Raw genomic sequence first — 25,767 nt, forward strand, 5'->3', positions numbered from 1 at the left:
AAGCCGTCGGGTTCGCTGTTCTGGAATCAAAATGCCGTCCGCATCATCTTTTTCTCGCCGGTCGCTGCGCGCCCGCGCAATGCCGTTCGGCATTGCTGTCCTCCTGGTTGGCGCGGCTGCCGCTGCATTGTTGGCATGGCGCGGCGGCGGAGCGGTCGCCAAGCCGTCCGCCGAAGCCCCGCCGACGCCGGTGGCGGCCATGGTGGTGCGGACCGAAACCCTGCCGCGCGGGCTCGAGGCGATCGGCTCGCTGCAGGCGGTGCGGCAGGTGATCCTGTCGCCCGAAGTGGCCGGGCGTGTCACCGCGATCAATTTCGACGCCGGCACCGACGTCGCCGCGGGCGCGCCGCTGGTGCAGCTCTATGACGCGCCGCTGCGCGCCTCGCGCGCCGTTGCGGTCTCCAAGGGACGCTTCGCGCAATTGCAGGAGAAGCGCTCCCAGGGGCTCGCGCCGTCCGGATTCGTGACCCAGGAGACCCTGCAACAGCGGCAGGAAGACCTGAAGCAGGCCGACGCCTCGGTGGAGCAGCTCGATGCGCAGATCGCGCAGACGACGATCCGGGCGCCGTTCGCAGGCCAGATCGGCCTGCGCAAGGTCAATCTCGGTCAATACGTCAACGCAGGCGATGCGCTCGCCACGCTGACCGCGCTCGACCAGCTCTATGCCAATTTCACCGTTCCGCAGCAGCGCCTGTCAAATCTGAAGGTGGGAGGCGCGGTGACGATCCGTACCGATGCTTTCCCCGATCGGGTGTTCGAGGCCAAGATCAATGCCATCGAACCGCAGGTCGCCGAGGACACCCGCAATGTCCTCGTGCAGGCCCTGTTCGATAATCCCGACCGGCTGCTGCGGCCCGGCCTGTTCGTGACGGTCAACGTGGTGCTGCCGCCGCAGCTGGATGCGATCGTGGTGCCGGTCACCGCGATCCAGACCAGCGCATCCGGCGAGAGCGTGCTCGTCGTGCGCGACAACAAGGCGATCGGTGTCGCGGTCAAAACCGGGCAGCGGATCGGCGAGCGCGTCGTGGTGGAGCACGGGCTTGCACCCGGCGACCACATCGTCACATCAGGCCAGCTCCGCGTCGTGCCCGGCGCAGCCGTGCAGATGACCATGGCCGAAACGCAGGAGAAGGGGCGCTAGCTCCGCGAGCGGCGCCCGAAGCAAGCATCATGCATTTCACCGACATCTTCATCCGCCGACCGATCCTGGCGACGGTCGTCAGCCTGCTGATCCTTCTGATCGGCACCGCAGCGATGGTCTCGCTGCCGGTCCGGCAATATCCCAGCATGGAGAGCGCGACGATCCAGGTCGACGTCTCGTTCCCCGGTGCGACCCAGGACGTCATGCAGGGGTTCGTCACCTCTGTCATCGCGCAGTCGATCGCGACCGCCAATGGCATCGAGTACATGACCTCGAACTCGACGCTCGGCACGAGCCAGATCAAGGCCAAGCTGGTGCTCAACGCCAACGCCGACCGTGCCATGACCGAGGTGCTCGCCAAGGTGCAGCAGGTCAAGTACCGCATGCCCGCCGGCGTGTTCGACCCTGTCATCACCAAGATCACCGACGGCGCGTCGGCGGTGCAGTACATCGCCTTCACCAGCGCGACGCTGAGCTCCGCTGAAATCACCGACTTCGCCACCCGCGTGGCGCAGCCGCTGTTGACGTCCGTGCCCGGCGTCGCGTCGGCCGATACGTTGGGCGGCGCGGCGCTGGCGATGCGGGTATGGATCGATCCGTTCAAGCTTGCGGCGCGCGGGCTGACCGCGGGCGATATCGCGGCGGCGCTGCGCGCCAACAACGTGCAGTCGGCGCCGGGCCGGCTGCGCGGCGAGATCACCGTCACCAACATCGCGGCGCAGACCGATCTCAGGAATCTCGACGATTTCCGCAAGATGGTGATCAAGACCGGTGCCGGCAGCGGCGGTTTGGTGCGGCTCGGCGATGTCGCGACACTCGAGATCGGCGGCGAGAACTACGATGCCAATGCGCGCGACAACGGCACGCCGACCGTGTTCATCGGCGTGCAGCCGACCCCCGACGGCAATCCGCTGGAGATCGTCGCGGCCACCAACAAGGTGATCGGGGATCTCAACCGGGCGGCGCCGCCCGGCCTGCAAGTCAGGGACGTCTTCAACATCGTTCACTTCGTCAAGGCCTCGATCTCGGAGGTCCAGCACGCACTGGTCGAGGCGATCGTAATCGTCGTGGTGGTGATCCTGTTGTTCCTCGGATCGTTCCGCTCGGTGCTGATCCCTGTCGTCACGGTGCCGCTGTCGCTGGTCGGCACCGCCGCGATGATGCTGGCGCTCGGCTTTTCCATCAACCTCTTGACCCTGCTTGCGATGGTGCTCGCGATCGGGCTCGTCGTCGACGACGCCATTGTCGTGGTGGAGAACATCCATCGCCACATCGAAGAGGGGCTGAAGCCGGCCGAGGCGGCCTTGATCGGCGCGCGCGAGATCATCGGCCCCGTGGTCGCGATGACGATCACGCTTGCCGCGGTCTACGCCCCGATCGGCCTGATGGGCGGCCTCACCGGCAGCATGTTCCGCGAATTCGCCTTCACGCTGGCGGGCTCGGTGATCGTATCGGGCGTGGTCGCGCTGACCCTGTCGCCGATGATGAGCTCGCAGCTGTTGGGTGAAGCGACCTCGCATGGCCGGTTTGCCCGCTTTGTCGAGTACCGGTTCTCGAAGCTGTCGCGCGGCTACAGCTGGCTCTTGGCAGCGACGCTTAGGATGCGTACCGCGGTGCTGGTGGTTGCCGTCAGCGTGCTGGCCGCGATCGTGGTGCTGTTCCTTGGCAGCCAGCGCGAGCTCGCGCCGCCGGAAGACCAGGGTTACGTGTTCACCGTGCTCAGGGCCCCGCAATATGCCAGCGTGGATTACACGACGCGCTACACCGATCAGATCGAGCAGATGTATCGCTCGTTTCCGGAGTATCAGTCGAGTTGGGTGCTTAACGGCAATGACGGACAGAACCGGGCCTTCGGCGGCATCAACCTGACCGACTGGGACAAGCGCAAGCGTTCCGCCGACGACATCCAGAACCAGCTCTACGGCATGTCCTACGGCGTGCTCGGCGCCAGCGTGACGCCGTTCCAGCCGGCCGCACTGCCGGCGGCGACCGGCGGCCTGCCGTTCCAGATGGTGGTGCGTTCGGCCGGCGATTTCGCCAGCATCTATCAGGAGGTCGAGACTTTGAAGGGAGCGGCCTGGAAGAGCGGGCTGTTCGTCTTCGTCGACAGCGATCTCGCCTTCGACAGCCCGACCGCGCGGATCACGATCGATCACGCCAAGGCGGCCGAGGCGGGCGTCAGCATGCAGACCATCGCCGATACGCTCGCGGTGCTGGTCGGCGAGAACTATGTCAACCGCTTCAATTTCTTCGAGCGCTCCTACGTGGTGATCCCGCAGGTGCGCCAGGCCGACCGGGTCACGCCGGAGAATCTCGGAAACTTCAACGTGCGTTCCAGCTCGGGCCAGATGTTCCCGCTGTCGACGGTGATCAAGATCGACGTCAAGCCGGAGCCGAACCGGCTGCCGCAGTTCAATCAGATGAACGCGGCGACGATCTCGGCGGTGCTCAAGCCCGGTGTGACCATGGGACAGGCGGTGTCCTTCATGCAGGCGCAGAAGCTGTCGCCGGGCATGACGGTCGACTGGCTGTCGGACAGCCGGCAATACGTCCAGGAGGGCAACCGCCTGATCGTCACCTTCGGCATGGCGCTGATCGTGATCTTCCTGGTGCTGGCGGCGCAGTTCGAGAGTTTTCGCGATCCGCTGGTCATCATGGTCACGGTGCCGCTCGCGGTCTGCGGCGCGCTGCTGCCGCTGTATTTCGGTTTCACCACGCTGAACATCTACACCCAGATCGGGCTCGTCACGCTGATTGGGCTGATCTCCAAGCACGGCATCCTGATGGTGAGCTTTGCCAACGAGATCCAGCACCATGAAGGACTCGACCGCGTTGCCGCGATCCAGAAGGCGGCCGTCGTGCGCATGCGGCCGGTACTGATGACGACGGCCGCGATGGTCGCCGGCCTCGCGCCGCTGCTCTATGCCGACGGCGCAGGCGCGGCGAGCCGCTTCGCGATCGGCATCGTCGTGGTGATGGGGATGCTGATCGGCACGCTGTTCACGCTGTTCGTGCTGCCGACCTTCTACATCCTGATCGCCCGCGACCATCGCGCCGCCGCCACGCCACGGCTCGAAAGCGTGGCGGCGAGGGGCGAGATCGCTGCGTGATCTCTACAGCACGTAGTTGGCGCCCGGCAGCTTGCGCAGCACGGCTGTCGCGGCCCAGCTCAGCGCCACCGTGGCGAAGAACGCGATCGCAGCCTTTGCGATCGCCGGCAGATCCATGTCGAACAGCCAGTATTGCAGCCACAGCACGATCGGATAGTGCACCAGGAACATGCCGTAGGCGTCGCTCTGCATGCGGTCGAGCAGCGTCGGCCCCACTGCTTTCGATTGCAGGAAGTAGGCCAGGATCGCGAACAGGATCGAGGCACTGAACAGCACGTAGAAGCTGCCATAGGCCGCAAGATACCAGCCCGGCAGCGGATCGGGGTTACCGATGATCTGGCGCTTGATGTAGATCATCACCCACATCAGCGCGTAGGGGATCAGCGTGACGCCGGTCCAGAACCAGCGCCGCTCGGTCAGTCGCCCATGCGCGCTGAGCACGCCACCCTCGAGGTTTGCCGCCCCGATGCCCGCCCCGATGAAGAAATAGGACGCGTACAGCAGCACGCGGCTCGCCTGCACCGAAAACGGCCCGAGCTCGAACCAGTAGTTCTGGCCGTAATGGACCAACATCGGCAGATAGGCGGCGGCGCTGACGACGACGAGGAACAGCCAGAACTTCGAGGGACGTTCGAATCCCATGATCGACAGACGGTTGATCGGCTCGAGCAGATGCGGCGAGACCCGGTACAGCAGGCTCGCCGTCAGGTCGAAGGTCATCAACACCCAGACGAACCAGATCGGGCCGCTTGGCCATGGCCCGAACATCATGGTTTTTCGCCAGAACTCGGAGAAGGTCAGCTCCGGCGTCGCGCGCAGGGCGATCGCGTAATAGGCGATCGGAATTACGGTGACGGCGCAGACCACAAACGGCAAGCCGAGCCGCAGCAGCCGGTCGCGCAGGAAGATCAGCCACGGCTTGCGGCCGAGCCCGGGCCAGACGAACAGCCCGGACAGAAAGAAGAACATCGCCATGAAGAAGCTGTCGGTGGCGAGCACCACGCAGTCGAAGCCGATCCACGATGTGGGGTCGGTATGCCCGAAATGGGTGTAGGGGATCACCGCATGGTGCAGCAGCACGACCAGCGTCAGGAAGGTGCGCGCGCGGTCCAGCGCGACATTGCGCTTGTGGAGCTTCGGTGCTGCCTGGATGTCGACGGCCGGAGCCGCGTGAGCAATCGATTTCATGGTGCCCCCAGCCTGGTCTGCATCCCGATGTTGCAATCGGGAACCCGATTCAGCAAGGCCCAATCGTCCCGATTCCGTGGTGTCGAGGTCGGTCATCTCAGCGCGTCTGTTTCGTTTTGGAACTGGCGTTTGTAGCGGGCGTTGTCTGGAAGGCTGGCGGGCGCACGGGGCGCGCGCCTTTGAGGAGCAAGTAATGACACTGCTGAAATGGGCGTTGGTCTTCCTTGTCGTATCGATCATCGCGGGCTTGCTCGGCTTCACAGGTATCTCAGCCGCTTCAGCCGATATCGCACGCTTTCTGTTCTATGTGTTCGTCGTGATCTTCCTGGTGCTGCTGATCCTTGGGCTCACGATATTCAGGGTCTAGCGGCAAAGCTGCTTCAACAAATGCCGTCATTCGGGGCGCGAAGCAAACCTCCGACGCGCGATTGCGCTTCGGGGGATCCCGAGAGTCCGGGGCGATGCTTGTGCATCGTCCCGGAATGCCGACGTTGAACCTAGGCGACTTCCTCGATCTTCACCTTGTCGGGATAGAATGCGAGGTGGCCGGCGATCTCGGTCATGGCCGGGAAAGGCTCCTCATAGGTCCAGATCGCATTGTCCAGCGTCTTGCCGTTCGCCTTGATGCTGAAGTAGCTCGCATCCCCCTTGTACGGGCAATGCGTGGTCCGCTCGGTGCGGGCGAGCAGCGCCATGTTGGCGTCCTGCCGGGGGACGTATTGCACGGCCGGATAGCTCGCTTCCTTGAGGGTCAGCGCATGGGTGGTCTCGGCGATCACGACGCCGTCGGCGGTGACGCGGACGCGTTTGGCATTGGGCGTGATCGTGATGGGATGGTCGGGGCCGGGGAGCTTCATGATTCTGCGCCTCTTCTGGTTATTTCGACGTGATGGCTTGTGACCGATTGATGCAGGTTTAAATCGCTGGGAATGGGAATATAGTGTGCCCGGGATGACCTAGAAGACCTCAGGCGCCAGGTTTTGCCTTGGGTGTTGTCGCAGATTTTCTCGGGCTACTCGGGTTTTCTTGGGTTTTCCTGGCCAAATCGGCCCTGATTCGAATGACCTGACGGAGGTGGACTGGGATGCCGATGGACGCCCGTGATATCGAATCGATGATCAAGGCAGCGATCCCGGACGCCGAGGTGACGATCCGCGACCTGGCCGGCGACGGCGACCATTATGCGGCCACTGTCGTTTCCGAGTCATTCCGCGGCAAGTCCCGCGTCCAGCAGCACCAGATCGTCTACCAATCGCTGAAGGGCCAGATGGGCGGCGTCCTGCACGCCCTGGCGCTGCAAACCGGGGTGCCGGAAGGCTAAGGCCCGGCCAGCAGGCGGGGGCCGCAAGCAATGGCAGAAAATCCGCGCGGCGCCATGTTTCGCGTCATCGTGCCGAACCAGCACAGCCGCGTCACCAATGCCGAGCTGTTCTTCGACCTCGTCTTCGTCTTCGCCGTCACGCAGCTGTCGCACACGCTGCTGCATCACTTCACCCCGCTCGGCGCGGTGCAGGTCACGCTGCTGTTCCTCGCGGTGTGGTGGGTGTGGGTCTACACCACCTGGGTCACCAACTGGCTCAATCCCGACCTGACGCCGGTCCGCCTGCTGCTGTTCGTCCTGATGCTGGGCGGGCTGTTGCTGTCGACCTCGATCCCGACCGCATTCGAGGGCCGCGGGCTGTGGTTTGCCGGGACCTATGCCGCGATGCAGGTCGGCCGCACCGCGTTCTGGCTGCTGGCGACGCCGCGGCGCCGCACCGCGGTGCGCCACAATGCGATCCGGATCCTGACCTGGCTGTCTTGCTCGGCCGTGCTGTGGATATCAGGCGGCTTCGCCGAGCATGAGACGCGGATGTGGCTCTGGATCGCGGCGCTGACAATCGAATATATCGCGCCCGCCGCGCGGTTCTGGACCCCGGGGCTCGGCCCGTCCTCGATCGAGGCCTGGTCGGTCGAAGGCGGCCATATGGCCGAGCGCTGCGCCGGCTTCATCATCATTGCGCTCGGCGAGGCCATCGTGGTCGACGGCGCGACCTTCGCCGACCTGATCTGGACGCCGGAGAATGTCACAGCCTTCATCTCGGCTTTGGTCGGCAGCATCGCGATGTGGTGGATCTATTTCCACAAGGGCGCCGAGGCGGGCTCCGAGATGATCTCGAAGGCGGAGGAATCCGGCCGTGTCGCGCGGATCGCCTACACCTATCTGCATATGCCGATCGTCGGCGGCATCATCCTCACCGCGGTTGCCGATGAGCTGGTGTTGAAGCATCCAGGCGGCCATTCCGACCTGAAGACGATCATCAGCTCGGTCGGCGGCCCCATGCTGTTCCTGGTCGGGACCATCCTGTTCAAATACGTGATCCGCGGCTTCCTGCAGCTCTCGCACGGCGTCGGCATCGTCGCGCTGGCGGTCACGGCGTATTTCGCCGGCGGGATGTCGCCGCTGATGCTCTCGATCGTCACCACCGCGATCATGATCGTGGTCGCGGCGTGGGAATCGATCTCGCTGCGGTCCGATCCCTCGGCCGAAGAATAGCCGGCGGGGTCCGCTCCCGAGTCTATTCCGCGATCAGCGCGTGCACCGAGAACATCGTGTTGGCGTCGGTCCAGCTGTTGCGCACCGTCCAGCCCGCGCTGCGCGCCAGTGCGGTGAAACGCTCGATCGAGTATTTGTAGCTGTTCTCGGTGTGAATGCTTTCACCGGGGCGGAACGCGAAGGTGTTGCCGAGGATCCGCACGGTCTGCGCCTTGCGGCTGATCAGGTGCATCTCGATGCGATGGCGGTCACGGTTGTAGATCGAACGGTGGGTGAAGCCCGAGAGATCGAAATTGCCGCCGAGCTCGCGGTTGATCCGCACCAGCACATTGAGGTTGAAGCGCGCGGTGACGCCGGCCGCATCGTTGTAGGCGTCGTACAGCACGCGCTCGTCCTTCTCGAGGTCGACGCCGATGATCATCTGCGCGCCGTGGCCGAGGATCTTGCGCGCGCTGCGCAGGAAGGCCAAGGCCTCGCTCGGTTCGAAATTGCCGAGCGTCGATCCGGGGAAGAAGCCGACCTTCGGCATCGCGGCGACCGCCTCGGGCAGCGCGAACGGCGTGGTGAAATCGGCCGTGACCGGATAGATGCCGAGACCCGGGAAATCCTTCCGCAGGCCGTCGGCCTGGGCTTTCAGGAAATCGCCGGAAATATCGACCGGCACATAGGCTGCGAATTCGCAATGCTCGAGCAGCAGGCGTACCTTGGTGGTCGCACCGGCGCCGAACTCGACCAGCGCTGCGCCGTCCGGAATGTTCGCCGCGATCTCGTCGCCGCGGTCGCTGAGGATGCCGAGTTCGGTGCGTGTCGGATAATATTCCGGCAGCACCGTGATCTGCTCGAACAGCTCCGAGCCGGTGGCGTCGTAGAAATATTTTGGCGACAGCCGTTTCGGGTGACGGGCGAGATCGCCGATCACGTCGCCGGCAAACGCAGCAGTCGCTTCGTCGAACGGATAGGCTTTGGCCAAAGCGGCGGCATGCACATTCATGATACTCTCCTGAACGCGCTTACCGGCGCGCACTTGATGTCGACTGGAATCAATCAGGCGTAGTCGGCGAGGCGTAACCCCGTGAATTGCCAGCGATGGTGCGGATAGAAGAAGTTGCGGTAGGTGACGCGGCTGTGACCCGGTGGCGTCGCCAGCGACGACCCCCGCAGCACGAGCTGATTCACCATGAATTTTCCGTTGTACTCACCGAGTGCGCCCTCGATGGCGCGGTAGCCCGGATAGGGCGAATAGGAGCTGCGGGTCCATTGCCAGACGATGCCATAGGCGTCGCTGAGCAGGCCGGCGCGGGCGGCGACCTCCCATTCTATCTCGGTCGGTAGATGCTTGCCGGCCCAGCGGGCGAAGGCGTCGGCCTCGTAATAGCTGACATGGCAGACCGGGGCCTGCGGATCGATCGGCTGCAGGCCGCCCAGCGTCATGATCTGCCATTCGCCGTCGATCTCACGCCAATGGCCGGGCGCCTGCCAGCCCTCTTTGCTGACAGTGCCGAAGCCGTCCATCAGCCATAGCGTCGCGGTGGAATAGCCGCCGTCCTTGATGAAGGCGAGCCACTCGGCGTTGGTGACGAGATTCTTGGCGAGCTTGACCGGGCCGACCAGGGCTCGATGCGCGGGCTTCTCATTGTCGAAATGGAAGCTGTCGTCGGCATGGCCGACGGTGTGGATGCCTTCGTTGAGCGCCACCCATTCCTGCGGCCCGTGCTGCGACGCCGGGAAGCGCCACGCCGGATCGTAGGCCGGCGGAATCGGGTTCTGCGCGAAGGCATGCAGGATGTCGGTGACCATCAGCTCCTGATGCTGCTGCTCGTGATTGAGGCCGACCTCGACCAGCGGCACCAGCGCCTCGAGCTTTTCAGGCGTCGCGGTCCGGAAGAACTTCACCACCTCGGCGTCGACATGGCGGCGGTAGGCTGTGACTTCGTCGGCGGTCGGTCGGGTCAGATGGCCGCGCTGGTGGCGGGCATGCCGGGGGCCGGCGCTGACGTAATAGGAATTGAACAGATAGGCGTAGTCAGGATGTAACGGCGTGTAGCCCTTGACGTGTTCTCCGAGCAGAAACTGCTCGAAGAACCAGGTGGTATGGGCGCGGTGCCACTTGGCAGGGCTCGCATCCGGCATCGACTGGATCAGCTGGTCTTCCGCCGAAAGCGGGGCGGCCCGGCGCTCGGTCTCGTCGCGGACCGCACGATAGGCGTCCGCCAGCCGCTGCGCGAGCGGGGCGGATTCGGAGGAAGGTGACGGGGCGGCGGCGGAATTGGCGGCCGCGGCAGAGGCTGGTTTCGTCACATGGGTCTCCGATTCCAGGGGAGAACGTTGCTTCGGCAGTCTGGTTCCTGACGGACAGTTCGTCCTAGATAGGGGCTCCGTTACGGGAAAAAAGCCTCCCCCCATGATGATATTGGGGCCGTCAGATAATCCCGGCGCTTTTGGGGGTGCCGTCCGGCCCCAACCGCATGCCGGATTTCCGCCATTTTGCTTTGGATGCACAATGGTTTGAGCTACATATATAGCCAGTCACGGGTTAGAAGGGCGGGCCGGCCCGTCAAGGCCTGAGAGCGCCGCCTACGCAAGGAAGCGAAAATGAGCATCGAGCAATTCATCGACAACGAAGTGAAGTCGAACGACGTCGTGCTGTTCATGAAGGGCACGCCGCAATTCCCGCAGTGCGGGTTTTCCGGTCAGGTCGTTCAGATCCTCGACCACATCGGTGTCGGCTACAAAGGCCTCAACGTTCTCGAATCGGCCGAGCTGCGCAACGGCATCAAGGTCTATTCGAACTGGCCGACGATTCCGCAGCTCTACGTGAAGGGCGAGTTCGTCGGCGGTTGCGACATCATCCGCGAGATGTTCCAGGCCGGTGAATTGCAGCAGCTGTTTGCCGACAAGGGCATCCCGGTCGACGTGGCTGCCTGACCTTGACCGCGCGCCGGATCGGCAATGCGCGGCTCGAAGTCATCGTCACCGACATCACGACCCTGCGCGTTGACGCCATCGTCAACGCGGCCAATTCATCGCTGCTCGGTGGCGGCGGTGTCGACGGCGCGATTCATCGCGCCGCTGGACCCGATCTCGTCGCCGAATGCCGTATGCTTCATGGCTGCACGACCGGCCAGGCAAAGATCACCAAGGGCTATCGGCTGCCCGCCAGGCACGTGATCCATACCGTTGGCCCGGTGTGGAATGGCGGGAAGCTCGACCAGGATGCTCTGCTTGCATCGTGCTATCGGCGTTCGATGCAGCTCTGCGACGAGCACGGGCTTGCGTCGGTGGCCTTCCCTGCGATTTCCACCGGGATCTACCGTTTCCCCGCGGATCGCGCGGCGGCAATCGCCGTTCGAACGGTCGTGGACGCCCTGCCATCCGCCCCCGGTGTCACACAGGTGATCTTCTGCTGCTTCGCGGCTCCAAGCGGCGAGCTGCATCAGGCGGTCCTGGACGCCTTTGGGAGCCCTTGTGCCTGATGATACCGCCGCTACACTTCCCCGTGATATCCGGGGAGGGACAGACCGAATGCATTCATTTCGTTTGACATGCGCGGCCGCAGCCGTGGCGGTCGTGCTAACGGCGCCGGCATTCTCGCACACCGAGGGCACCTATGAGATTCCGGCGGGTGCGCATTTCAACCCCGACAAGCTTGCCAGGATCAGCGAGTTCTTCAAGAACGAGGTCGCGACCGGCAAGATTCCCGGCGCCGTCGTCCTGATCCAGCAGCACGGCAAGCCGGTCTATCACGAGGCCTTCGGCGTGCAGGACGTGGTCAGCAAGGTGCCGATCACCGACCAGACCATCTTCCGGCTGGCGTCGATGTCCAAGTCGATCACCGCCGTAGTGTCGATGCAGCTGCTGGAGGAGGGGAAATACAAGCTCGACGACCCCGTCTCGAAATACATCCCGTCCTTTGCCAATGTGAAGGTCGGCGTCGAGAAGAAGGCCGAGGACGGCACCAAGACGCTCGAGCTGGTGCCGCCCAGGCGGCCGATCACGATCCTCGATCTGATGACGCATACGTCGGGTATCACCTACGGCTTCTACGGCGACAGCCTGGTCCGCAAGGCCTACAAGGAGGCCAACATCTACGGCGGCGATTTCGATCTCGCTGAATTCGCCGAGCGGATCGCCAAGCTGCCGCTGCACAACCAGCCCGGCGCGCTCTGGCAATATGGCCATTCCACCGACATCCTGGCGCGCGTGATGGAGGTGGCCACCGGCGAGAAGCTCTCGACCATCGAGCAGGAAAGGCTGCTCGGCCCGCTCGGGATGAAGGACACCGGCTTCTTCGTCACCGATCCCGAGAAGCAGAAGCTGATGGCCGAGCCGATGCCGAACGACAGCGACTTCAGGGTCGGCCGGATCAACGATCCGACCACGGTCAAGAAATGGGAGTCCGCCTCTGGCGGCATGGTCTCGACCATGGCGGACTATTCGCGCTTCGCGCAGATGCTGCTCAATGGCGGCACCCTCGACGGCAAGACCATCATGAAGCCCGAGACGTTCAAGGAACTGATGACCGACCGTGTCGGGCCCGGCTCCGGCGTCGAGCGAGACTTCTTCTACTTCCCCGGCGACGGCTTCGGCTTCGGACTGGGGATCGCGGTGCGCACCGATCCGGGTACGGCGAAGCCGCCGCCGCCCGGCGATCTCGGCGAGCTGAAATGGGACGGCGCCAGCGGCTGCTACTACATCATCGACCGCAAGCAGGACTTCTTCTTCGTCCTGCTGGAGCAGACGCCGACCGAGCGCCAGCGCATCCAGCGGACGTTGAAGCAGCTCGTCTACGAAGCCATGGAAAACTAGAGCGTTTTCGAGCGAAGTGGATGCCGGTTCGCGTGAAGATAACGCGTCAAAAACAAGGAATGAGAGCATGATCCGATGCAATCCGATCGGATCATGCTCTCTCATGCGTAGATGCCGCGCTGTCGTCGCGGCGCTCGTGCTCGCGTTCGTCGCAACCGATGCGAAGGCCGGCTCCCCGGGGTTGGCCGCGCACAGATTCTCTCCGGAGGGCCTCGCCAAGGTCTCCGACTATGTCAGGAACGAGATCGCGAACGGGAAGATTCCCGGCGCGATCCTGCTGCTGCAACAGCACGGCAAGCCGGTCTACTACGAGAATTTCGGGGTTCGCGACCCCACCACCGAGCTGTCGATGAGCGCGGATACCATCTTCCGCCTCTATTCGATGTCGAAGCCGATCACGACCGTCGTCGCGATGATGCTGGTGGAGGAGGGCAAGCTGGCGCTCAGCGATCCGGTCTCGAAATACATTCCTGCCTTTGCGGATATGAAGGTCGGAGTGAAGACGCACGGAGAAGATGGCAAGCCGGCGCTCACACTGGAGCCGCTCAAGCGCGCGGTGACGATCGAAGACCTGATGCGCCACACTTCCGGGCTGCCCTACGGCTACTATGGCGGTGGGCTGGTGAACAAGGCCTATGCCGATGCCGACCTGTTCAAGAGCGACATCTCCAATGCCGAGTTCGTGGCGAAGCTTACCGCGCTGCCGCTCGCCGAACAGCCCGGGACGAGATGGGACTACGGTCATTCCACCGACGTGCTGGGCCGCGTCATCGAAGTGATCACGGGAAAATCCCTGCTCCAGTTCGAGAGGGAGCGGCTACTCGAGCCGCTCGGCATGGACGAGACCGCGTTCTATGTCGCCGATCCCGCCAAGTGGCCGCTGATCGCCGAGCCGATGCCCAATGATCGCGCGATCAGCCCGACCACACAGGTGCGCGATCCCAGGAAGCCGCTGAAATGGCGATCCGGCGGCGGCGGGATGGTCGGTACCGTCAGCGATTACGCACGCTTTGCGCAGATGTTGTTGAACGGCGGCGTCTATGAAGGCCGGCGCTACCTGAAGGCGGAGACCATCGCACTGATGGCGTCGGACCATATCGGCCCCGAGACCGGCGTCGCCCGCGACAAGAACTATTATCCCGGTCCGAATTCGGGCTTCGGCCTCGGCTTCGCCGTCCGCACTTCGGTGCCGGCGAACACGAACTGGCCGCTGGGCGAATACCGCTGGGACGGCGTCGGCGGTACGTTCTTCTTCATCGATCCCGCCGACGATCTGTTTGGAATTTTCATGGTGCAGACGCCGTCGCAGCGCGGCCGGATCCAGCAGGAACTGAAGACGCTGATCTACCAGGCGATGGGGCGGTAGGAATGGCGCGAGGCGGTGGCCATGACGACGCCGCTTCCTCGCAAACCGGTTCTGCCGGCGGTTCGAACAGTCAAAGCGATGTCGCAGCGCGCATCGAACGGGTCACGATGGGGCTGAGGACCGCCGTCATCGTCGATGGCGATGCGCCGATGAGCCTGTCCGAGCGGATGGGCGAACTCCGCGTCCCGGGTGTCAGCATCGCGGTCATCAGCGGCGGCGTCATCGAATGGGCGCGCGGCTTTGGCCTCACCGCCATCGGTGGCCCGCCCGTGGTGCCGGAAACGCTGTTCCAGGCCGGCTCGATCAGCAAGCCGGTGACGGCCGTCGCGGCGTTGGCATTGGCGCAGGCCGGGAAGCTCGATCTGGATGCCGACGTCAATCTCGCGCTCAAGGGCTGGAAAATTCCTGACCATCCGTTCAGCCGCCAATCCAGGGTCACGCTGCGCGGGCTGCTCAGTCATTCGGCCGGCACGACTGTTCAGGGCTTTGAGGGCTACCCGGCCGGCGAACCGGTGCCGTCCCTTGCCGAGGTCCTCAATGGCGCGCGGCCTGCGAACAGCGCGCCGGTTTTGGTCGAGCACGAGCCGGGCAAGCAGACGCAATATTCCGGCGGCGGCTACGCGATCATCGAGCAGTTGCTGGTCGACGTGACGGGGCGGCCGTTTCCGGCGTTGCTTGACGATGTCGTTCTCAGGCCGTTCGGGATGACGCATTCCAGTTTCGCGCAACCATTGTCCGCGGATCGCTTGCCGATGGCCGCAACGCCCTACCGCTCGGACGGCGCGCCGGTGCCCGGCGGCCCCCGCATCCATCCGGAACTTGCCGCTGCCGGACTATGGACGACGCCGACCGATCTCGCTCATTGCTTGCTCGCCACGCTGGATGGGCTGACGGGCCGCCGCTATTCCGTGCTCTCGCAATCGACGACTGTGGAGATGCTCTCGCCCGTTCTCGGCAGCGCCGAGGGGCTTCCGCCGGGGCTCGGACGATATGGATTGGGCTGGCTGGTTCGCGGCACCGCGCCTCAACGGCAGTTCTGGCACAACGGCGTCAACCACGGCTTCGTCAACACGATGGTGATCTTCGAGAACGGTGATGGCGCGGTCGTGATGACGAATAGCTGGGGTGGACAGATCCTGGTGGGCGAGATCCTGCGCAGCATCGCGGATGAGTACCGCTGGCCTGATCGCCAGGCCAGGATCAAGACAGTCATCGCAGCGGACCCGCAGGCGCTGGATCGCCTGGTCGGGACCTATCAGTTCACGCCGCAGTTTGCGATCCGCGTCGCCAGGGAGGGCAATCGCCTGTTCAGCCACGCGACGGGGGAGGAGCGTCGCGAGCTCTTCCCCGAGAGCGATCGCACCTTCTTCTTCAAGGTGGTTGATGCGGTGCTATCGTTCGATGGTGACGGCGAAGCTGCAGCGACGCAGTTGATCTTCCACCAGGACGGTAGGGATCACCTTGCGCGACGCGTTCCGCAAGCCAAGCCGTAGCTACGCCGCGCGGACGATGTCCCGGACGTGCCCGACCGCTTCCTCGATCATCTCCGCCGTAACGTCGAGATGCGTGCAGGCCCGGATCCGGCCGTCCATCATCGCCAGCATCACGCCGCGCTTGCGCAGCTCGGCGACCATCTTGTCGCCCGATACGCCGGCACCGTCCGGCTTGAAGAAGACGAGGTTGGTCTCGGGCGTCTGCACCGCGATGCCGTTGATCTGCGACAGCCCGCGTGCCAGCGCCCGCGCATTGGCGTGGTCGTCGGCAAGGCGGTCGACATGATGATCGAGCGCGTGGATGCAGGCGGCGGCACAGACGCCGGACTGCCGCATCGAGCCGCCGAGCCGCTGCTTCCAGCGCCAGACGTCGTCGATGAACGCTCTGGTGCCGGCGATGACGCCGCCGATCGGCGCGCCGAGGCCCTTGGAGAAGTCGATCCAGGCCGAATCCCAGCCCGCCGTCATGTCGCGCGGAGAGATGCCGGAGGCGACGGTCGCGTTCAACAGCCGCGCGCCGTCCATGTGGGTCACGAGCCCATGGGCCTTGGCGATGCCAACGACCTCATCCAGCGCGGCCTTCTTCCAGATCGTGCCGCCGCCGATATTGGCGGTCTGCTCGACGCTGACCAGCACCTGCGGCGGCTGGTAACGGGTACGCGGATGCAGCGCGGCCCGGAAGGTGTCCGGCGTGAACTGGCCATCGTCGCCCGCAAGCTGGGTGATCTGGAAGCCGCCGAGCGCGGCATGCGCGCCGCCCTCGCGCGCGATGATATGCGCGGTGGCGTGCGCCAGGATCTCGTCGCCCGGCCGGCAATAGGCCAGCGTCGCAGCGACATTGCACATCGTGCCCGACGGCATGAACACGGCGGCTTCCTTGCCAAGCAGATCGGCGACGCGGGCGCAGAGCTCATTGGTGGTCGGATCGTCGCCGACCTGCTCGTCGCCGACCTCAGCCTTCGCCATCGCCTCGCGCATCGCCGGCGTCGGTCTGGTCTGGGTGTCCGACAGCAGGTTGATGCGCACGGCGGGCGCCTTCGGATCGGGCGGGGCAGGGGTGTAGTGCATGATGTTTCTCTCGGTCGATTTGCCCTGACTTTAGCCAAACAAAAAGGCCCCGGCAAAACCGGGGCCTTTCCGAACTCGCAATGCTGAACTGATCAGCGCGAATAGAACTCGACGATCAGGTGCGGCTCCATCTGCACCGGGAACGGCACGTCCGAGAGGCCGGGGGTGCGCGCGTACTTCGCGGTCATCTTGGAGTGATCGACTTCGATGAAGTCGGGCACGTCGCGCTCGGGGAGCTGGCTTGCTTCCAGCACCGGGGTGAGCTGCTTGGAGGATTCCTTGACCTCGACGACGTCGCCGACCTTCAGCTTGTAGCTGCCGATGTTGACCTTGCGGCCGTTCACCTTGATGTGGCCGTGGTTGATGAACTGGCGCGCGGCGAACATCGTGGAGACGAACTTGGCGCGATACACCACGGTGTCGAGACGGCGCTCGAGCAGGCCGATCAGGTTCTCGCCGGTATCGCCCTTCAGGCGGCTGGCCTCGACATAGATGCCGTGGAACTGACGCTCGGAAATGTTGGCGTAGTAGCCCTTGAGCTTCTGCTTGGCGCGCAGCTGCACACCGAAGTCGGAGAGCTTGCCCTTGCGGCGCTGGCCGTGCTGGCCGGGGCCGTATTCGCGGCGGTTCACGGGGCTCTTCGGGCGGCCCCAGATGTTCTGGCCCATGCGGCGATCGATCTTGTACTTCGCCTCACTGCGCTTTGTCATCGCGTCCTCTTTGTATAGCCGTCGCTGTCTGGCGTCCGGCGTTTTGTCAGTCCAGGGTTTGAGGAGACGCGCCCTCCTGTGTACCTGCCTAAAGGCCTGTACCGACAGGTCCGCCTCGAAAGCTCGGGGAGAACCACGGGTCGCGAAACGCATCGCGGGCCGAAACCGGCCCGCGAGCAAGGGTGGTCTTAAGGAGAAAGTCCGGTCCTGTCAAACGAAACACCGGCTATTTGGGGCCGAATCGGCGCAAAATTTGGCAGTTTTTGCCCTTTAGGGGCGGTTTGCGGCTGCCCTAGCCGGTCGGCCTCGTTGAGCGGCGGGATCGCATCCAGCTCCGCGGCAATTTCGCCGCCAAGCACCTGCTCGAGCCGGGTCAGGGTCTGGGCGATCAGGGCGGCGTCGCAGACCAGATGGTCCCAGCGCAGCACCACATCGATGGTGTCGTCCGGCTTGACCACGCCGTAGCTCAGCAGGAACGGGCCGGGGCTCAACGCGTGCAGCTCGCCCGGGCCGTAGGCGGCGACCGAGGTCACGCCGTAGCTGCCGCAGAAATTGGCGCGCTGCCGGCCGAAGTTCATCCCGATCGCCCATGCCAGGCGGCGCAGCGGAATTGGCAGCCGCGTCACACAGAGGGTTTTGCGGAACGAGGGAATCTCGTGCAGCGGCGCGGTCTTGGCGCGCCGGATCAGCGCGTCGACAGCGGTGAGCGTCATCTGGTCGGCGCCGCGGACGCGCTCGAACAGCACGCAGTCCTCACCCTTCTCGACGCGCGCAACGGCCACCATGCCGACGCTGCACGGCAACTCGTAGAGGCAGGGCCACGGCCATTTGACGTGCAGCGTTCGCAGCGTTGGCTCGGTCCTGGCGACCAGCGCGAATGCCTTGACGAAGATCGCGGCCCAGCCTGGTGCCTGTGCCCCGCGTGCGCGGGCCTCGACCACTGCACGGACGTTCAACGAGCGCGTCAGGGAGACGAACGGCACGCCGGCCGACGCGTGCATCAGATCAGCGACGAGACGGCGCGGCAATGAGATCCGACGAAATTCACCGCGCATTTGTTCGGTTCATTTCCCTGCAATCAGGCAAAAAATCAAAGGCCCGGAGAACTCAGGCTTTGCTCGCCGTACCTGAAGCTGACATGAACCAATTGGCCGGAGGCCAATCGGTTTCTGCTCATGGCGCCGGTTTGGCCAAGGGCTCGCCGGCCTTGACCACGTAGACCCCGAGCACCTTGAGCGGCTTGTCGCCGGAAGTCCTGGCATCGTGCACCGCACCTTCCGGAATCTGGTAGGAATCGCCCGCCTTCAGCTTCAGCGGCGGCTTGCCGTCGATCACAAGCTCCAGCTCGCCTTCGAGCACATAGCCGGTTTCAGCACCCGGATGGCTGTGACGCCCCGACGCACCCCCTGCCGGAACCTCTGCAATCGCTGTGACCGTGTTGTAGCCCGCCGGAAAATCGACCTTCTGCAGCGGCGTTCGCTTGATGCCGCTCTGCTGCGCCAAGGCAGCGCCAGCACCAACAAAACCAGCGCCGGCGCCGGCAAACGCAATCACGGTGAGACCCAGCAGCAAATTCCTGAACATGCAATTTCCTCCCAACCCGCGAAACTCTAGCAGCGTGGAATCGCGGCGAAAAGCAGGCGTTGTGTGATGTACGCTTTCGACAATGGGATTAGTCCGTTCATCCGGTCGTGCTGGCCGTCATGGAATTATCCGCGGCCAAGCTTACAGTGGGCTTACCTGCTGTTCAGGCAATTGCGGCGTGCAGGCGCGGCGGCTCATCGCAGCCGCGCTGGGGCGGTGCTGGGGTTCCGTCATGACAGGGCTGGAACTTGCTCGCCATCGCGCCTACCGCCTGATCCCGGCGAACGCGGCGGCGATGCCGCGCTGGAATAGCGACCAGTCGAAGCCGAGTGCGAGCGCGAGGTAGCCGCGGTCGATCATCGCGTTGGCCTGCTCGGCGGTGCGGGCGACGCCGCCGATCGGCACGCCGCTCCTCATGATGCCTTCCTCGGCACGCTGCATCAGCGCGATCACTTCGGGATCGTCGGGCAGCCCGCGCTTGTTGATCGAGGTGGCGAGATCGCCGGGGCCGATCACCGCGAGGTCGATGCCGGAGGTTGCCATGATCTCGTCGATGCGATTCACGGCATCGACATGCTCGATCGTGATCATGCAGATCATGTCGTCGTCGGCGGTCGCCATGTAATCGTTCATCGAGACGCCCCAGCGGAACGGTGCATGGAACGGACCCCACAGCCGGTCGCCGTTTGGTGGATAGCGCACGCTGCGCACGGCTTTCTCGGCGTCGGCGCGGTTGCAGATCATCGGAAAGTTGATGCCGAGCGCTCCGATGTCCATCGGCGCCTTGGCAAGGTGCGGCTCGTTGGCTGATATCCGCACCATCGGCACGCATGGCGTTCCCGAGGTCGCCACGATCATCGCATGCGCGGTGCCGAGATCGATCGGGCCGTGCTCGAGATCGACGATGATCCAGTCCAGCGACTGCGCCATGATCTGCACGGTCTGGATGCTCGGAATGGTCGCGATCGCGCCGAAGGTCGGGCGCTTGTCGCGCCACGCCTTGCGCAGGCGATTGAGCGGCGTCAGCGGTGCTGAGGTCAATGCAGGGCTCCCTCGGTGAGGCGAGGGCAAACTAGCAGCGCGTTGTGGCGACGGAAAGGATCAGGCCGGGACGCGGCCGCCGAAGAACGGCGTCAGCGCCGCGGTCAGGGCATGCGGGCGGTTCGAGGTGAAGATCATCTCGGCGCCGGCTTCGTCGCTCTCCCCGCCTGCCGGGCCGAGCAGGTCGGCGACCCGGCGGGCGATCGCCGGCGCCGGATCGATCCAGTCGACCGGCCAGGGCGCGAGCCGCGTCAGGCGCTCCAGTAGCAGCGGATAATGCGTGCAGGCCAGCACCACGGTGTCGGTGCGGGCCGGGTCGTCAGCGCCATCGCCGACGAAGCAGGGCGCGAGCTCGGCCGCGATGTCCTCGTCGCGCACGGCCTTCCCGCTGAGGGCCGCTTCCGCCAGAGAGGCGAGTTCGCCGGAGCCGACCAGGGTGACCTCGCAACCCTGCGCGAAATCGGAAATCAGCTTGCGGGTATATTCCCGCTTCACGGTGCCCCTGGTGCCGAGCACCGAGACGCGCCGTGTCTTCGACGAGGCGCAGGCCGGCTTGATCGCCGGCACCGTGCCGACGAAGGGCAAAGGATAGGCGTCGCGCAGATGCGACATCACGAGCGTCGATGCCGTATTGCAGGCGATCACGACGAGGTCGGGGGCATGGGCCTCGATCAGCTCGCCGACCAGCGGCACCACGCGGGCGATGATCTCGTCTTCGCCATGGTGGCCATAGGGGAAGAACGCGTCGTCGGCGACATAGACGAAGTGCGCGTCGGGCCGGGCCCGGACGATCTCGCGCAGCACGGTGAGGCCGCCGAGGCCGGAATCGAACACAAGGATGGTCGGGGGATTGGACACGCGGAAATTCTATCCGAACCAGGGTTACCATTCAGTTGTTTTTGGCTATCTAGCGTCTGCGGCCGACAAAAGGCGGTGAAGGCGGGAATTTCATATGGCCTTGACCGATCCCTGCAAGTATCTCGGCAAACTATTGCTGCGACGTGCGAAATCCTAACGGGGCATTCGACCATGATCCGCAATACGACGGCAAGCTGGGGCTCGCTCGCCCGCGCGTTTCACTGGGTGCTGGGCGTCACCATCATCGGCATGCTGGCCTATGGCTGGTGGATGAACCACATCCCGGCGCGGGCGGACAAGTTCTTCTACCGGTCGATCCATGCCGACATCGGCTATCTGGTGCTGCTGCTCACGGTGCTCAGGCTGGTGTGGCGCGGAGTCAATCCGACGCCGGCGCTGCCGGCCGACATGCCCTCCTGGCAAAGGATCGCCGCCCGGGTCAACCACGGCGCACTCTATGCCGTCACCATCCTGGTGGCGATGCTGGGCTGGGCGCATTCCGGATCCCGTGCGCAGGACTATTCGAGCTTCTTCGGCCTGTTCCACGTTCCCCAGATCACCTCGCCGGACAAGGCGGCGGCGGATGCCTATGAGGGACGCCACATCTTCTTCGCCTATGTGCTGCTCGCACTGATCGTGCTGCATCTCGGCGCAGTCGCCTTCCATCATTTCGTCAAGCGCGACCGCGTCGCCGCTCGCATGATCGGGGCGGGTGAGGCCGACCCCGCTCGCTAAAGCATGATCCGGAAAAGTGCGAAGCGGTTTTCCGAAAAAATCATGCTCAAACAAAGAGCTGAAGCGCGATGACGATTCAACCCAATCTCATCGCGCTTTAGGCGCCTCACCAAGCGACTTGGGCGGCCAGCCCCAGGGCGAGCGGATCACCGTCAGATCGTGGCGTCGGGTTGGCGACGGGGCTAATCTGGCGGTCAAGCCGGGAGGGCCATCGCGGCCGGTACGCTCGTGGACGACCTTGCACGGGACAATGCAAATTGGCGGATGCCGGATGAGGGCGCGCCGCATGCCGCGACCTGGATGGCGTTCGGCGCCAGCGCCGCGATCTGGGGCGGCAAGCTGCTTCCGGCGGCGCGGGAAAATCTCGCCGGCATCGCCAAGGCGATTGCGGCCTACGAGCGCGTCAACATGCTGGTGCGCGAGGAGGACCGCGAGATTGCCGCGCGGCTCTGCGGCCCCTCGGTCAGCCTCGTCATTCGACCGGTCGATGACGTGTGGATGCGTGACACCGGACCGGTGTTCGTGAGGGACCCGTCCGGGCAGCTTGGCGCGATCGGTTTCAACTTCAACGGCTGGGGCAACAAGCAGCGCCACGCGCTCGATGCCGAGGTCGCGGAATACGTCGCCCGTGCCGCGAACGCGACGTTCGTCAAGGCCGGCCTGGTGCTGGAAGGCGGCGGCATCGAAGTCGACGGTGAGGGGACCGCGATCGTCACCGAAAGCTGCGTGCTCAACCCCAATCGCAATTCCGGTGTCTCCAAGGAGAAATGCGAGGCCGAACTGTCGCGCCTGCTCGGGTTGGACAAGATCATCTGGCTGCCAGGGATCGCCGGCAAGGACATCACCGACGGACATACCGACTTCTACGCACGATTTGCCGGTCCAGGCGTCGTCGTGGCCGGCCTCGAGCCGGATCCGTCGTCGTTCGATCACGCGGTGACCAGGCGGCACCTCGATCTGCTGCGCGGCGCGGTCGACGCGAAGGGCCGGCATCTCGACGTCGTGGTGTTGCAGGGCCCGTCGACGGTGCGCCCCAAGCACGGTACGAAGGACTTCGCTGCCGGATACATCAACTTCTACGTCTGCAACGGCGCCGTGATCGCGCCGGAATTCGGCGATGCGGCCGCCGACCGCAATGCGCGCGACATCCTGCGGGAGCTGTTTGCGGACCGGGAAATCATCCAGCTCAACATCGACGGCATCGCCGCCGGCGGCGGCGGCATTCACTGCACCACGCAACAGCAGCCGCGTTCGTGATGTGAATGGCCCGGCCGCGATGGATCGCGGCCGGGCCATTCGTCGTTCATCGGTTGCGCGGGCGGTGCTAGCCCGCCGGCATCTGCTTCTCGACCAGGCGCACCCAATAGGACGCGCCGTGGCCGAGGATGTTGTCGTTGAACTTGTAGGCCGGGTGGTGGCACATCGGGCCGTCGCCCATGCCGAGGAAGACGAAGGCGCCGGGGCGCGCTTCCAGCATGAAGGCGAAATCCTCGGCGCCCATCACCGGCACCAGATTGTCGTTGACGCGGTCGGCGCCGACCACGTCGCGGGCGATCTCGGCGGCGATGCCGGCCTGATGCGCATGGTTCAGCGTGACCGGATACATCCGTCCATAATCCGTCTCGGCCGATCCGCCATAAGCCTTGGCGATGCTGGAGGCGACCTCGCCGATCCGGCGCTCGACCATGTCGCGCACGCCGGGGTCCAGCGTGCGCACGGTGCCGCCCAGCGTGACGGTCTCCGGGATCACGTTGAACGCGCTGCCGGCCTCGAACATCGTGATCGAGATGACGGCCGATTTGAGCGGGTCGAGATTGCGTGACACGATCGATTGCAGCGCATTGATGATCTGGGCGCCGATCAGGACGCTGTCGATCGCCTCGTGCGGCGCGGCGCCGGCGTGGCCGCCCTTGCCGCGGACGACGATCTTCAGGGTGTCGGACGAGGCCAGCATCGGGCCGGGCGTGGTCGCGAAATAGCCCTCGGGCAGGCCGGGCATGTTGTGCAGGCCGTAGACCTCCTGGATGCCCCAGCGGGTCATCAGCCCGTCGTCGACCATCGCCTTGCCGCCGGCGCCGCCTTCTTCGGCAGGCTGGAAGATCACCACCGCGGTGCCGTCGAAATTGCGCGTCTCGGTGAGGTATTTCGCAGCGCCGAGCAGCATCGCGGTGTGGCCGTCATGGCCGCAGGCGTGCATCTTGCCGGGGACCTTCGAGGCGTAGGGCACGTCGGCCGCCTCCACGATCGGCAGCGCGTCCATGTCGGCGCGCAGCCCGATGGTCTTGCCCGAGCCGTTCTTGCGGCCGCGGATCACGCCGACCACGCCGGTGCGCCCGATCCCCGTCACCACCTCGTCGCAGCCGAACTCGCGCAGTTTGTCGGCGACGATGCCGGCGGTGCGGTGCACCTCATAGAGCAATTCAGGGTTCTCATGGAAGTCATGGCGCCAGGCGGCCATTTCATCCGAGAGGGCGGCAACGCGATTGACGATGGGCATGGGGAGGGTCCGTTTCTTGTGGGCTTTGTAAGACGGGTCAGCGTAGCGCAACCCGCTGCGATGTCACGCGGGAATGGCGGCCTCGCTCAGGCCTCGCCGAACACCCGCTTGAAAATTGTGTCGACGTGCTTGAGGTGATAGCCAAGGTCGAACTTCTCCTCGATCTCGGCATCGGTCATGTATTTCGTCACGTCGGGGTCGTTCTTCAGCAGCGTCTGGAAGTCGCCTTCGCCACGCCACACCGGCATCGCGTTGCGCTGCACGAATTTGTAGGCGTCCTCGCGGCTGGCGCCCTTCTGGGTCAGCGCGATCAGCACGCGCTGCGAGTGCACCAGGCCGCCGAGCCGGTCGAGGTTCTTCTGCATGTTCTGCGGATAGACCAGCAGCTTCTCGATCAGGCCGGCGAGCCGGACCAGCGCGAAGTCGAGCGTGACGGTGGCATCGGGGCCCATCATGCGCTCGGCCGAGGAGTGCGAGATGTCGCGCTCATGCCACAGCGGGACGTTCTCCAGTGCCGGCGTCACATAGGCGCGCACCATGCGCGACAGGCCGGAGAGATTTTCCGACAGCACCGGATTGCGCTTGTGCGGCATTGCCGACGAGCCCTTCTGGCCCTCGGAGAAGAACTCCTCGGCTTCCAGCACCTCGGTGCGCTGCAGATGGCGCACCTCCACCGCGAGCCGTTCGACCGACGCGGCGATCACGCCGAGCGTGGCAAAATACATCGCGTGGCGGTCGCGCGGGATCACTTGGGTCGAGACTGGCTCCGGCCGCAGCCCCATCGCTTTCGCAACGTGCTCTTCGACCCGCGGATCGATCTGCGCAAAGGTGCCGACCGCGCCCGAAATCGCGCAGGTCGAAATCTCGTCGCGCGCGGCGACCAGCCGGGCGCGGGCGCGGGCGAACTCGGCATGGGCATAGGCGAGCTTGAGGCCGAAGGTGACCGGCTCGGCATGGATGCCGTGCGAGCGGCCGATGGTCGGCGTCATCTTGTGCTCGAAGGCGCGGGTCTTCAGCGCCGCCAGCACCCGGTCGAGATCGGCGATCAGCAGGTCGGCGGCGCGCTTGAGCTGGACATTGAGGCAGGTGTCGAGCACGTCGGAGGAGGTCATGCCCTGGTGCACGAAGCGCGCCTCGGGGCCGACGATCTCCGCGAGGTGGGTCAGGAAGGCGATGACGTCGTGCTTGGTCTCGCGCTCGATCTCGTCGATTCGCGCCACATCGAAGGTGGCGTCCTTGCCCTTGGCCCAGATCGTCTTGGCGGCTTCCTTGGGGATCACGCCGAGCTCGGCCAGCGCGTCGGCGGCATGCGCCTCGATCTCGAACCAGATCTTGAAACGCGTTTGCGGCTCCCAGATGGAGGCCATTTCCGGGCGGGCATAGCGGGGGATCATCGAGAACTCCGAATCGGACGGGGCGGGGCGCGCAAAACGCGCTCCGGCCGATCCGATTTTACGCTGCGCTTTAGCAAATCGGGTCGGCCGAAGCCACCTTTTCGGGGCATTTGGCGGGGAAAACCGGCCGAAACCGGCGGTTGGTAGCCCGGATTGGCGCAGCGATATCCGAGGCCTTGTTTCGCCTCGCCCCGCTTGCGGCGAGAGGCCGGAACGCATCGCCGGATGCGCTCGGGGTGA

At 64.8% G+C, this 25,767-nt stretch carries 24 protein-coding genes; 12 read left to right on the plus strand and 12 right to left on the minus strand.

Going from position 1 to position 25,767, the window contains the following annotated elements:
- The first annotated feature begins 79 nt into the window (after positions 1-79).
- Entirely contained in the window at positions 80-1,141 is a 1,062-nt protein-coding gene (locus tag ACTUWL_RS29045; protein WP_021077848.1) for an efflux RND transporter periplasmic adaptor subunit, read from the plus strand.
- Between the two features lie 29 nt (positions 1,142-1,170).
- On the plus strand, positions 1,171-4,251 hold the full coding sequence (locus tag ACTUWL_RS29050) for an efflux RND transporter permease subunit (protein WP_021077847.1): 3,081 nt from the start codon (positions 1,171-1,173) through the stop codon (positions 4,249-4,251).
- A 3-nt stretch (positions 4,252-4,254) separates the two neighbouring features.
- On the opposite strand, the gene ACTUWL_RS29055 is transcribed toward ACTUWL_RS29050, so the two are convergent.
- Positions 4,255-5,439, minus strand: coding sequence for an acyltransferase family protein (locus ACTUWL_RS29055; RefSeq protein ID WP_021077846.1), 1,185 nt, complete (start codon positions 5,437-5,439; stop codon positions 4,255-4,257).
- Between the two features lie 193 nt (positions 5,440-5,632).
- Between ACTUWL_RS29055 and ACTUWL_RS29060 the strand changes: the two genes are divergently transcribed.
- Positions 5,633-5,806: a DUF1328 domain-containing protein gene (locus ACTUWL_RS29060; protein ID WP_021077845.1), complete on the plus strand. Its 174-nt coding sequence runs from the start codon at positions 5,633-5,635 to the stop codon at positions 5,804-5,806.
- A 130-nt stretch (positions 5,807-5,936) separates the two neighbouring features.
- On the opposite strand, the gene ACTUWL_RS29065 is transcribed toward ACTUWL_RS29060, so the two are convergent.
- Positions 5,937-6,296 (minus strand): DUF427 domain-containing protein, encoded by a 360-nt coding sequence (locus tag ACTUWL_RS29065; protein WP_021077844.1) that lies wholly within the window; start codon positions 6,294-6,296, stop codon positions 5,937-5,939.
- 227 nt (positions 6,297-6,523) lie between these two features.
- Between ACTUWL_RS29065 and ACTUWL_RS29070 the strand changes: the two genes are divergently transcribed.
- A complete protein-coding gene (locus ACTUWL_RS29070; protein WP_021077843.1) occupies positions 6,524-6,760 on the plus strand; it encodes a BolA family protein in 237 nt (78 codons plus the stop codon).
- Positions 6,761-6,790: 30 nt separating this feature from the next.
- Positions 6,791-7,975, plus strand: a complete 1,185-nt coding sequence (locus ACTUWL_RS29075) for a low temperature requirement protein A (RefSeq protein WP_021077842.1) — start codon at positions 6,791-6,793, stop codon at positions 7,973-7,975.
- A gap of 22 nt (positions 7,976-7,997) precedes the next feature.
- Here the strand turns inward: ACTUWL_RS29075 and egtD are convergent, their stop codons facing one another.
- Together egtD and egtB are read right to left on the minus strand one after the other, a co-directional pair.
- The gene (gene egtD, locus ACTUWL_RS29080) at positions 7,998-8,966 is read right to left on the minus strand and encodes an L-histidine N(alpha)-methyltransferase (RefSeq protein ID WP_021077841.1); all 969 of its coding nucleotides are present in this window, start codon (positions 8,964-8,966) and stop codon (positions 7,998-8,000) included.
- Between the two features lie 53 nt (positions 8,967-9,019).
- Positions 9,020-10,273: an ergothioneine biosynthesis protein EgtB gene (gene egtB / locus ACTUWL_RS29085; RefSeq protein WP_021077840.1), complete on the minus strand. Its 1,254-nt coding sequence runs from the start codon at positions 10,271-10,273 to the stop codon at positions 9,020-9,022.
- A gap of 294 nt (positions 10,274-10,567) precedes the next feature.
- Here egtB and grxD point away from each other — a divergent pair, with 294 nt between their 5' ends.
- The 5 genes from grxD to ACTUWL_RS29110 all read left to right on the plus strand — a co-directional run bounded on the left by grxD (position 10,568) and on the right by ACTUWL_RS29110 (position 15,640).
- A complete protein-coding gene (gene grxD, locus ACTUWL_RS29090) occupies positions 10,568-10,900 on the plus strand; it encodes a Grx4 family monothiol glutaredoxin (protein ID WP_016843475.1) in 333 nt (110 codons plus the stop codon).
- The gene (locus ACTUWL_RS29095; RefSeq protein ID WP_106940030.1) at positions 10,897-11,448 is read left to right on the plus strand and encodes an O-acetyl-ADP-ribose deacetylase; all 552 of its coding nucleotides are present in this window, start codon (positions 10,897-10,899) and stop codon (positions 11,446-11,448) included. Before grxD ends, ACTUWL_RS29095 begins: the two co-directional genes overlap by 4 nt.
- A gap of 49 nt (positions 11,449-11,497) precedes the next feature.
- Positions 11,498-12,781, plus strand: coding sequence for a serine hydrolase domain-containing protein (locus ACTUWL_RS29100; protein ID WP_021077838.1), 1,284 nt, complete (start codon positions 11,498-11,500; stop codon positions 12,779-12,781).
- Positions 12,782-12,884: 103 nt separating this feature from the next.
- Positions 12,885-14,147 (plus strand): serine hydrolase domain-containing protein, encoded by a 1,263-nt coding sequence (locus tag ACTUWL_RS29105; RefSeq protein ID WP_035650609.1) that lies wholly within the window; start codon positions 12,885-12,887, stop codon positions 14,145-14,147.
- A gap of 107 nt (positions 14,148-14,254) precedes the next feature.
- On the plus strand, positions 14,255-15,640 hold the full coding sequence (locus ACTUWL_RS29110) for a serine hydrolase (RefSeq protein WP_158267741.1): 1,386 nt from the start codon (positions 14,255-14,257) through the stop codon (positions 15,638-15,640).
- Here ACTUWL_RS29110 and ACTUWL_RS29115 read toward each other — a convergent pair whose 3' ends face one another.
- From ACTUWL_RS29115 to murI, 6 genes are all read right to left on the minus strand, one after another.
- On the minus strand, positions 15,641-16,708 hold the full coding sequence (locus tag ACTUWL_RS29115) for a threonine aldolase family protein (protein ID WP_021077835.1): 1,068 nt from the start codon (positions 16,706-16,708) through the stop codon (positions 15,641-15,643).
- A gap of 92 nt (positions 16,709-16,800) precedes the next feature.
- Positions 16,801-17,418, minus strand: a complete 618-nt coding sequence (gene rpsD, locus ACTUWL_RS29120) for a 30S ribosomal protein S4 (protein WP_021077834.1) — start codon at positions 17,416-17,418, stop codon at positions 16,801-16,803.
- A gap of 188 nt (positions 17,419-17,606) precedes the next feature.
- Positions 17,607-18,473 (minus strand): acyltransferase, encoded by an 867-nt coding sequence (locus ACTUWL_RS29125; RefSeq protein WP_291735424.1) that lies wholly within the window; start codon positions 18,471-18,473, stop codon positions 17,607-17,609.
- Positions 18,474-18,591: 118 nt separating this feature from the next.
- Positions 18,592-19,002 (minus strand): cupin domain-containing protein, encoded by a 411-nt coding sequence (locus tag ACTUWL_RS29130; protein WP_021077832.1) that lies wholly within the window; start codon positions 19,000-19,002, stop codon positions 18,592-18,594.
- Positions 19,003-19,266: 264 nt separating this feature from the next.
- The gene (locus ACTUWL_RS29135) at positions 19,267-20,043 is read right to left on the minus strand and encodes an HpcH/HpaI aldolase family protein (protein WP_021077831.1); all 777 of its coding nucleotides are present in this window, start codon (positions 20,041-20,043) and stop codon (positions 19,267-19,269) included.
- A 60-nt stretch (positions 20,044-20,103) separates the two neighbouring features.
- The gene (gene murI, locus ACTUWL_RS29140; RefSeq protein ID WP_021077830.1) at positions 20,104-20,901 is read right to left on the minus strand and encodes a glutamate racemase; all 798 of its coding nucleotides are present in this window, start codon (positions 20,899-20,901) and stop codon (positions 20,104-20,106) included.
- Between the two features lie 171 nt (positions 20,902-21,072).
- Between murI and ACTUWL_RS29145 the strand changes: the two genes are divergently transcribed.
- The gene (locus ACTUWL_RS29145; protein WP_021077829.1) at positions 21,073-21,636 is read left to right on the plus strand and encodes a cytochrome b; all 564 of its coding nucleotides are present in this window, start codon (positions 21,073-21,075) and stop codon (positions 21,634-21,636) included.
- 264 nt (positions 21,637-21,900) lie between these two features.
- The gene (locus ACTUWL_RS29150; protein WP_021077828.1) at positions 21,901-22,893 is read left to right on the plus strand and encodes an agmatine deiminase family protein; all 993 of its coding nucleotides are present in this window, start codon (positions 21,901-21,903) and stop codon (positions 22,891-22,893) included.
- Between the two features lie 67 nt (positions 22,894-22,960).
- Here ACTUWL_RS29150 and ACTUWL_RS29155 read toward each other — a convergent pair whose 3' ends face one another.
- Positions 22,961-24,133, minus strand: coding sequence for a M20 aminoacylase family protein (locus ACTUWL_RS29155; RefSeq protein WP_021077827.1), 1,173 nt, complete (start codon positions 24,131-24,133; stop codon positions 22,961-22,963).
- A gap of 86 nt (positions 24,134-24,219) precedes the next feature.
- Positions 24,220-25,527 (minus strand): adenylosuccinate lyase, encoded by a 1,308-nt coding sequence (gene purB, locus ACTUWL_RS29160; RefSeq protein WP_021077826.1) that lies wholly within the window; start codon positions 25,525-25,527, stop codon positions 24,220-24,222.
- Positions 25,528-25,767 lie beyond the last annotated feature (240 nt).

The organism is Bradyrhizobium sp. WCU1 (assembly GCF_053474805.1).

Bases quoted from the DNA above. Each gene is read 5' to 3' on its own strand.
- ACTUWL_RS29075 (WP_021077842.1), top strand. From the start codon at position 6,791: ATGGCAGAAAATCCGCGCGGCGCCATGTTTCGCGTCATCGTGCCGAAC.
- ACTUWL_RS29150 (WP_021077828.1), top strand. From the start codon at position 21,901: ATGCCGGATGAGGGCGCGCCGCATGCCGCGACCTGGATGGCGTTCGGC.
- ACTUWL_RS29065 (WP_021077844.1), bottom strand. From the start codon at position 6,296: ATGAAGCTCCCCGGCCCCGACCATCCCATCACGATCACGCCCAATGCC.
- ACTUWL_RS29155 (WP_021077827.1), bottom strand. From the start codon at position 24,133: ATGCCCATCGTCAATCGCGTTGCCGCCCTCTCGGATGAAATGGCCGCC.
- purB (WP_021077826.1), bottom strand. From the start codon at position 25,527: ATGATCCCCCGCTATGCCCGCCCGGAAATGGCCTCCATCTGGGAGCCG.
- ACTUWL_RS29115 (WP_021077835.1), bottom strand. From the start codon at position 16,708: ATGCACTACACCCCTGCCCCGCCCGATCCGAAGGCGCCCGCCGTGCGC.
- ACTUWL_RS29045 (WP_021077848.1), top strand. From the start codon at position 80: ATGCCGTTCGGCATTGCTGTCCTCCTGGTTGGCGCGGCTGCCGCTGCA.
- ACTUWL_RS29060 (WP_021077845.1), top strand. From the start codon at position 5,633: ATGACACTGCTGAAATGGGCGTTGGTCTTCCTTGTCGTATCGATCATC.
- ACTUWL_RS29110 (WP_158267741.1), top strand. From the start codon at position 14,255: ATGGGGCTGAGGACCGCCGTCATCGTCGATGGCGATGCGCCGATGAGC.
- ACTUWL_RS29050 (WP_021077847.1), top strand. From the start codon at position 1,171: ATGCATTTCACCGACATCTTCATCCGCCGACCGATCCTGGCGACGGTC.
- ACTUWL_RS29125 (WP_291735424.1), bottom strand. From the start codon at position 18,473: ATGCGCGGTGAATTTCGTCGGATCTCATTGCCGCGCCGTCTCGTCGCT.
- rpsD (WP_021077834.1), bottom strand. From the start codon at position 17,418: ATGACAAAGCGCAGTGAGGCGAAGTACAAGATCGATCGCCGCATGGGC.
- ACTUWL_RS29130 (WP_021077832.1), bottom strand. From the start codon at position 19,002: ATGTTCAGGAATTTGCTGCTGGGTCTCACCGTGATTGCGTTTGCCGGC.
- ACTUWL_RS29070 (WP_021077843.1), top strand. From the start codon at position 6,524: ATGCCGATGGACGCCCGTGATATCGAATCGATGATCAAGGCAGCGATC.
- ACTUWL_RS29145 (WP_021077829.1), top strand. From the start codon at position 21,073: ATGATCCGCAATACGACGGCAAGCTGGGGCTCGCTCGCCCGCGCGTTT.
- egtD (WP_021077841.1), bottom strand. From the start codon at position 8,966: ATGAATGTGCATGCCGCCGCTTTGGCCAAAGCCTATCCGTTCGACGAA.
- ACTUWL_RS29055 (WP_021077846.1), bottom strand. From the start codon at position 5,439: ATGAAATCGATTGCTCACGCGGCTCCGGCCGTCGACATCCAGGCAGCA.
- grxD (WP_016843475.1), top strand. From the start codon at position 10,568: ATGAGCATCGAGCAATTCATCGACAACGAAGTGAAGTCGAACGACGTC.
- ACTUWL_RS29105 (WP_035650609.1), top strand. From the start codon at position 12,885: ATGCGTAGATGCCGCGCTGTCGTCGCGGCGCTCGTGCTCGCGTTCGTC.
- ACTUWL_RS29100 (WP_021077838.1), top strand. From the start codon at position 11,498: ATGCATTCATTTCGTTTGACATGCGCGGCCGCAGCCGTGGCGGTCGTG.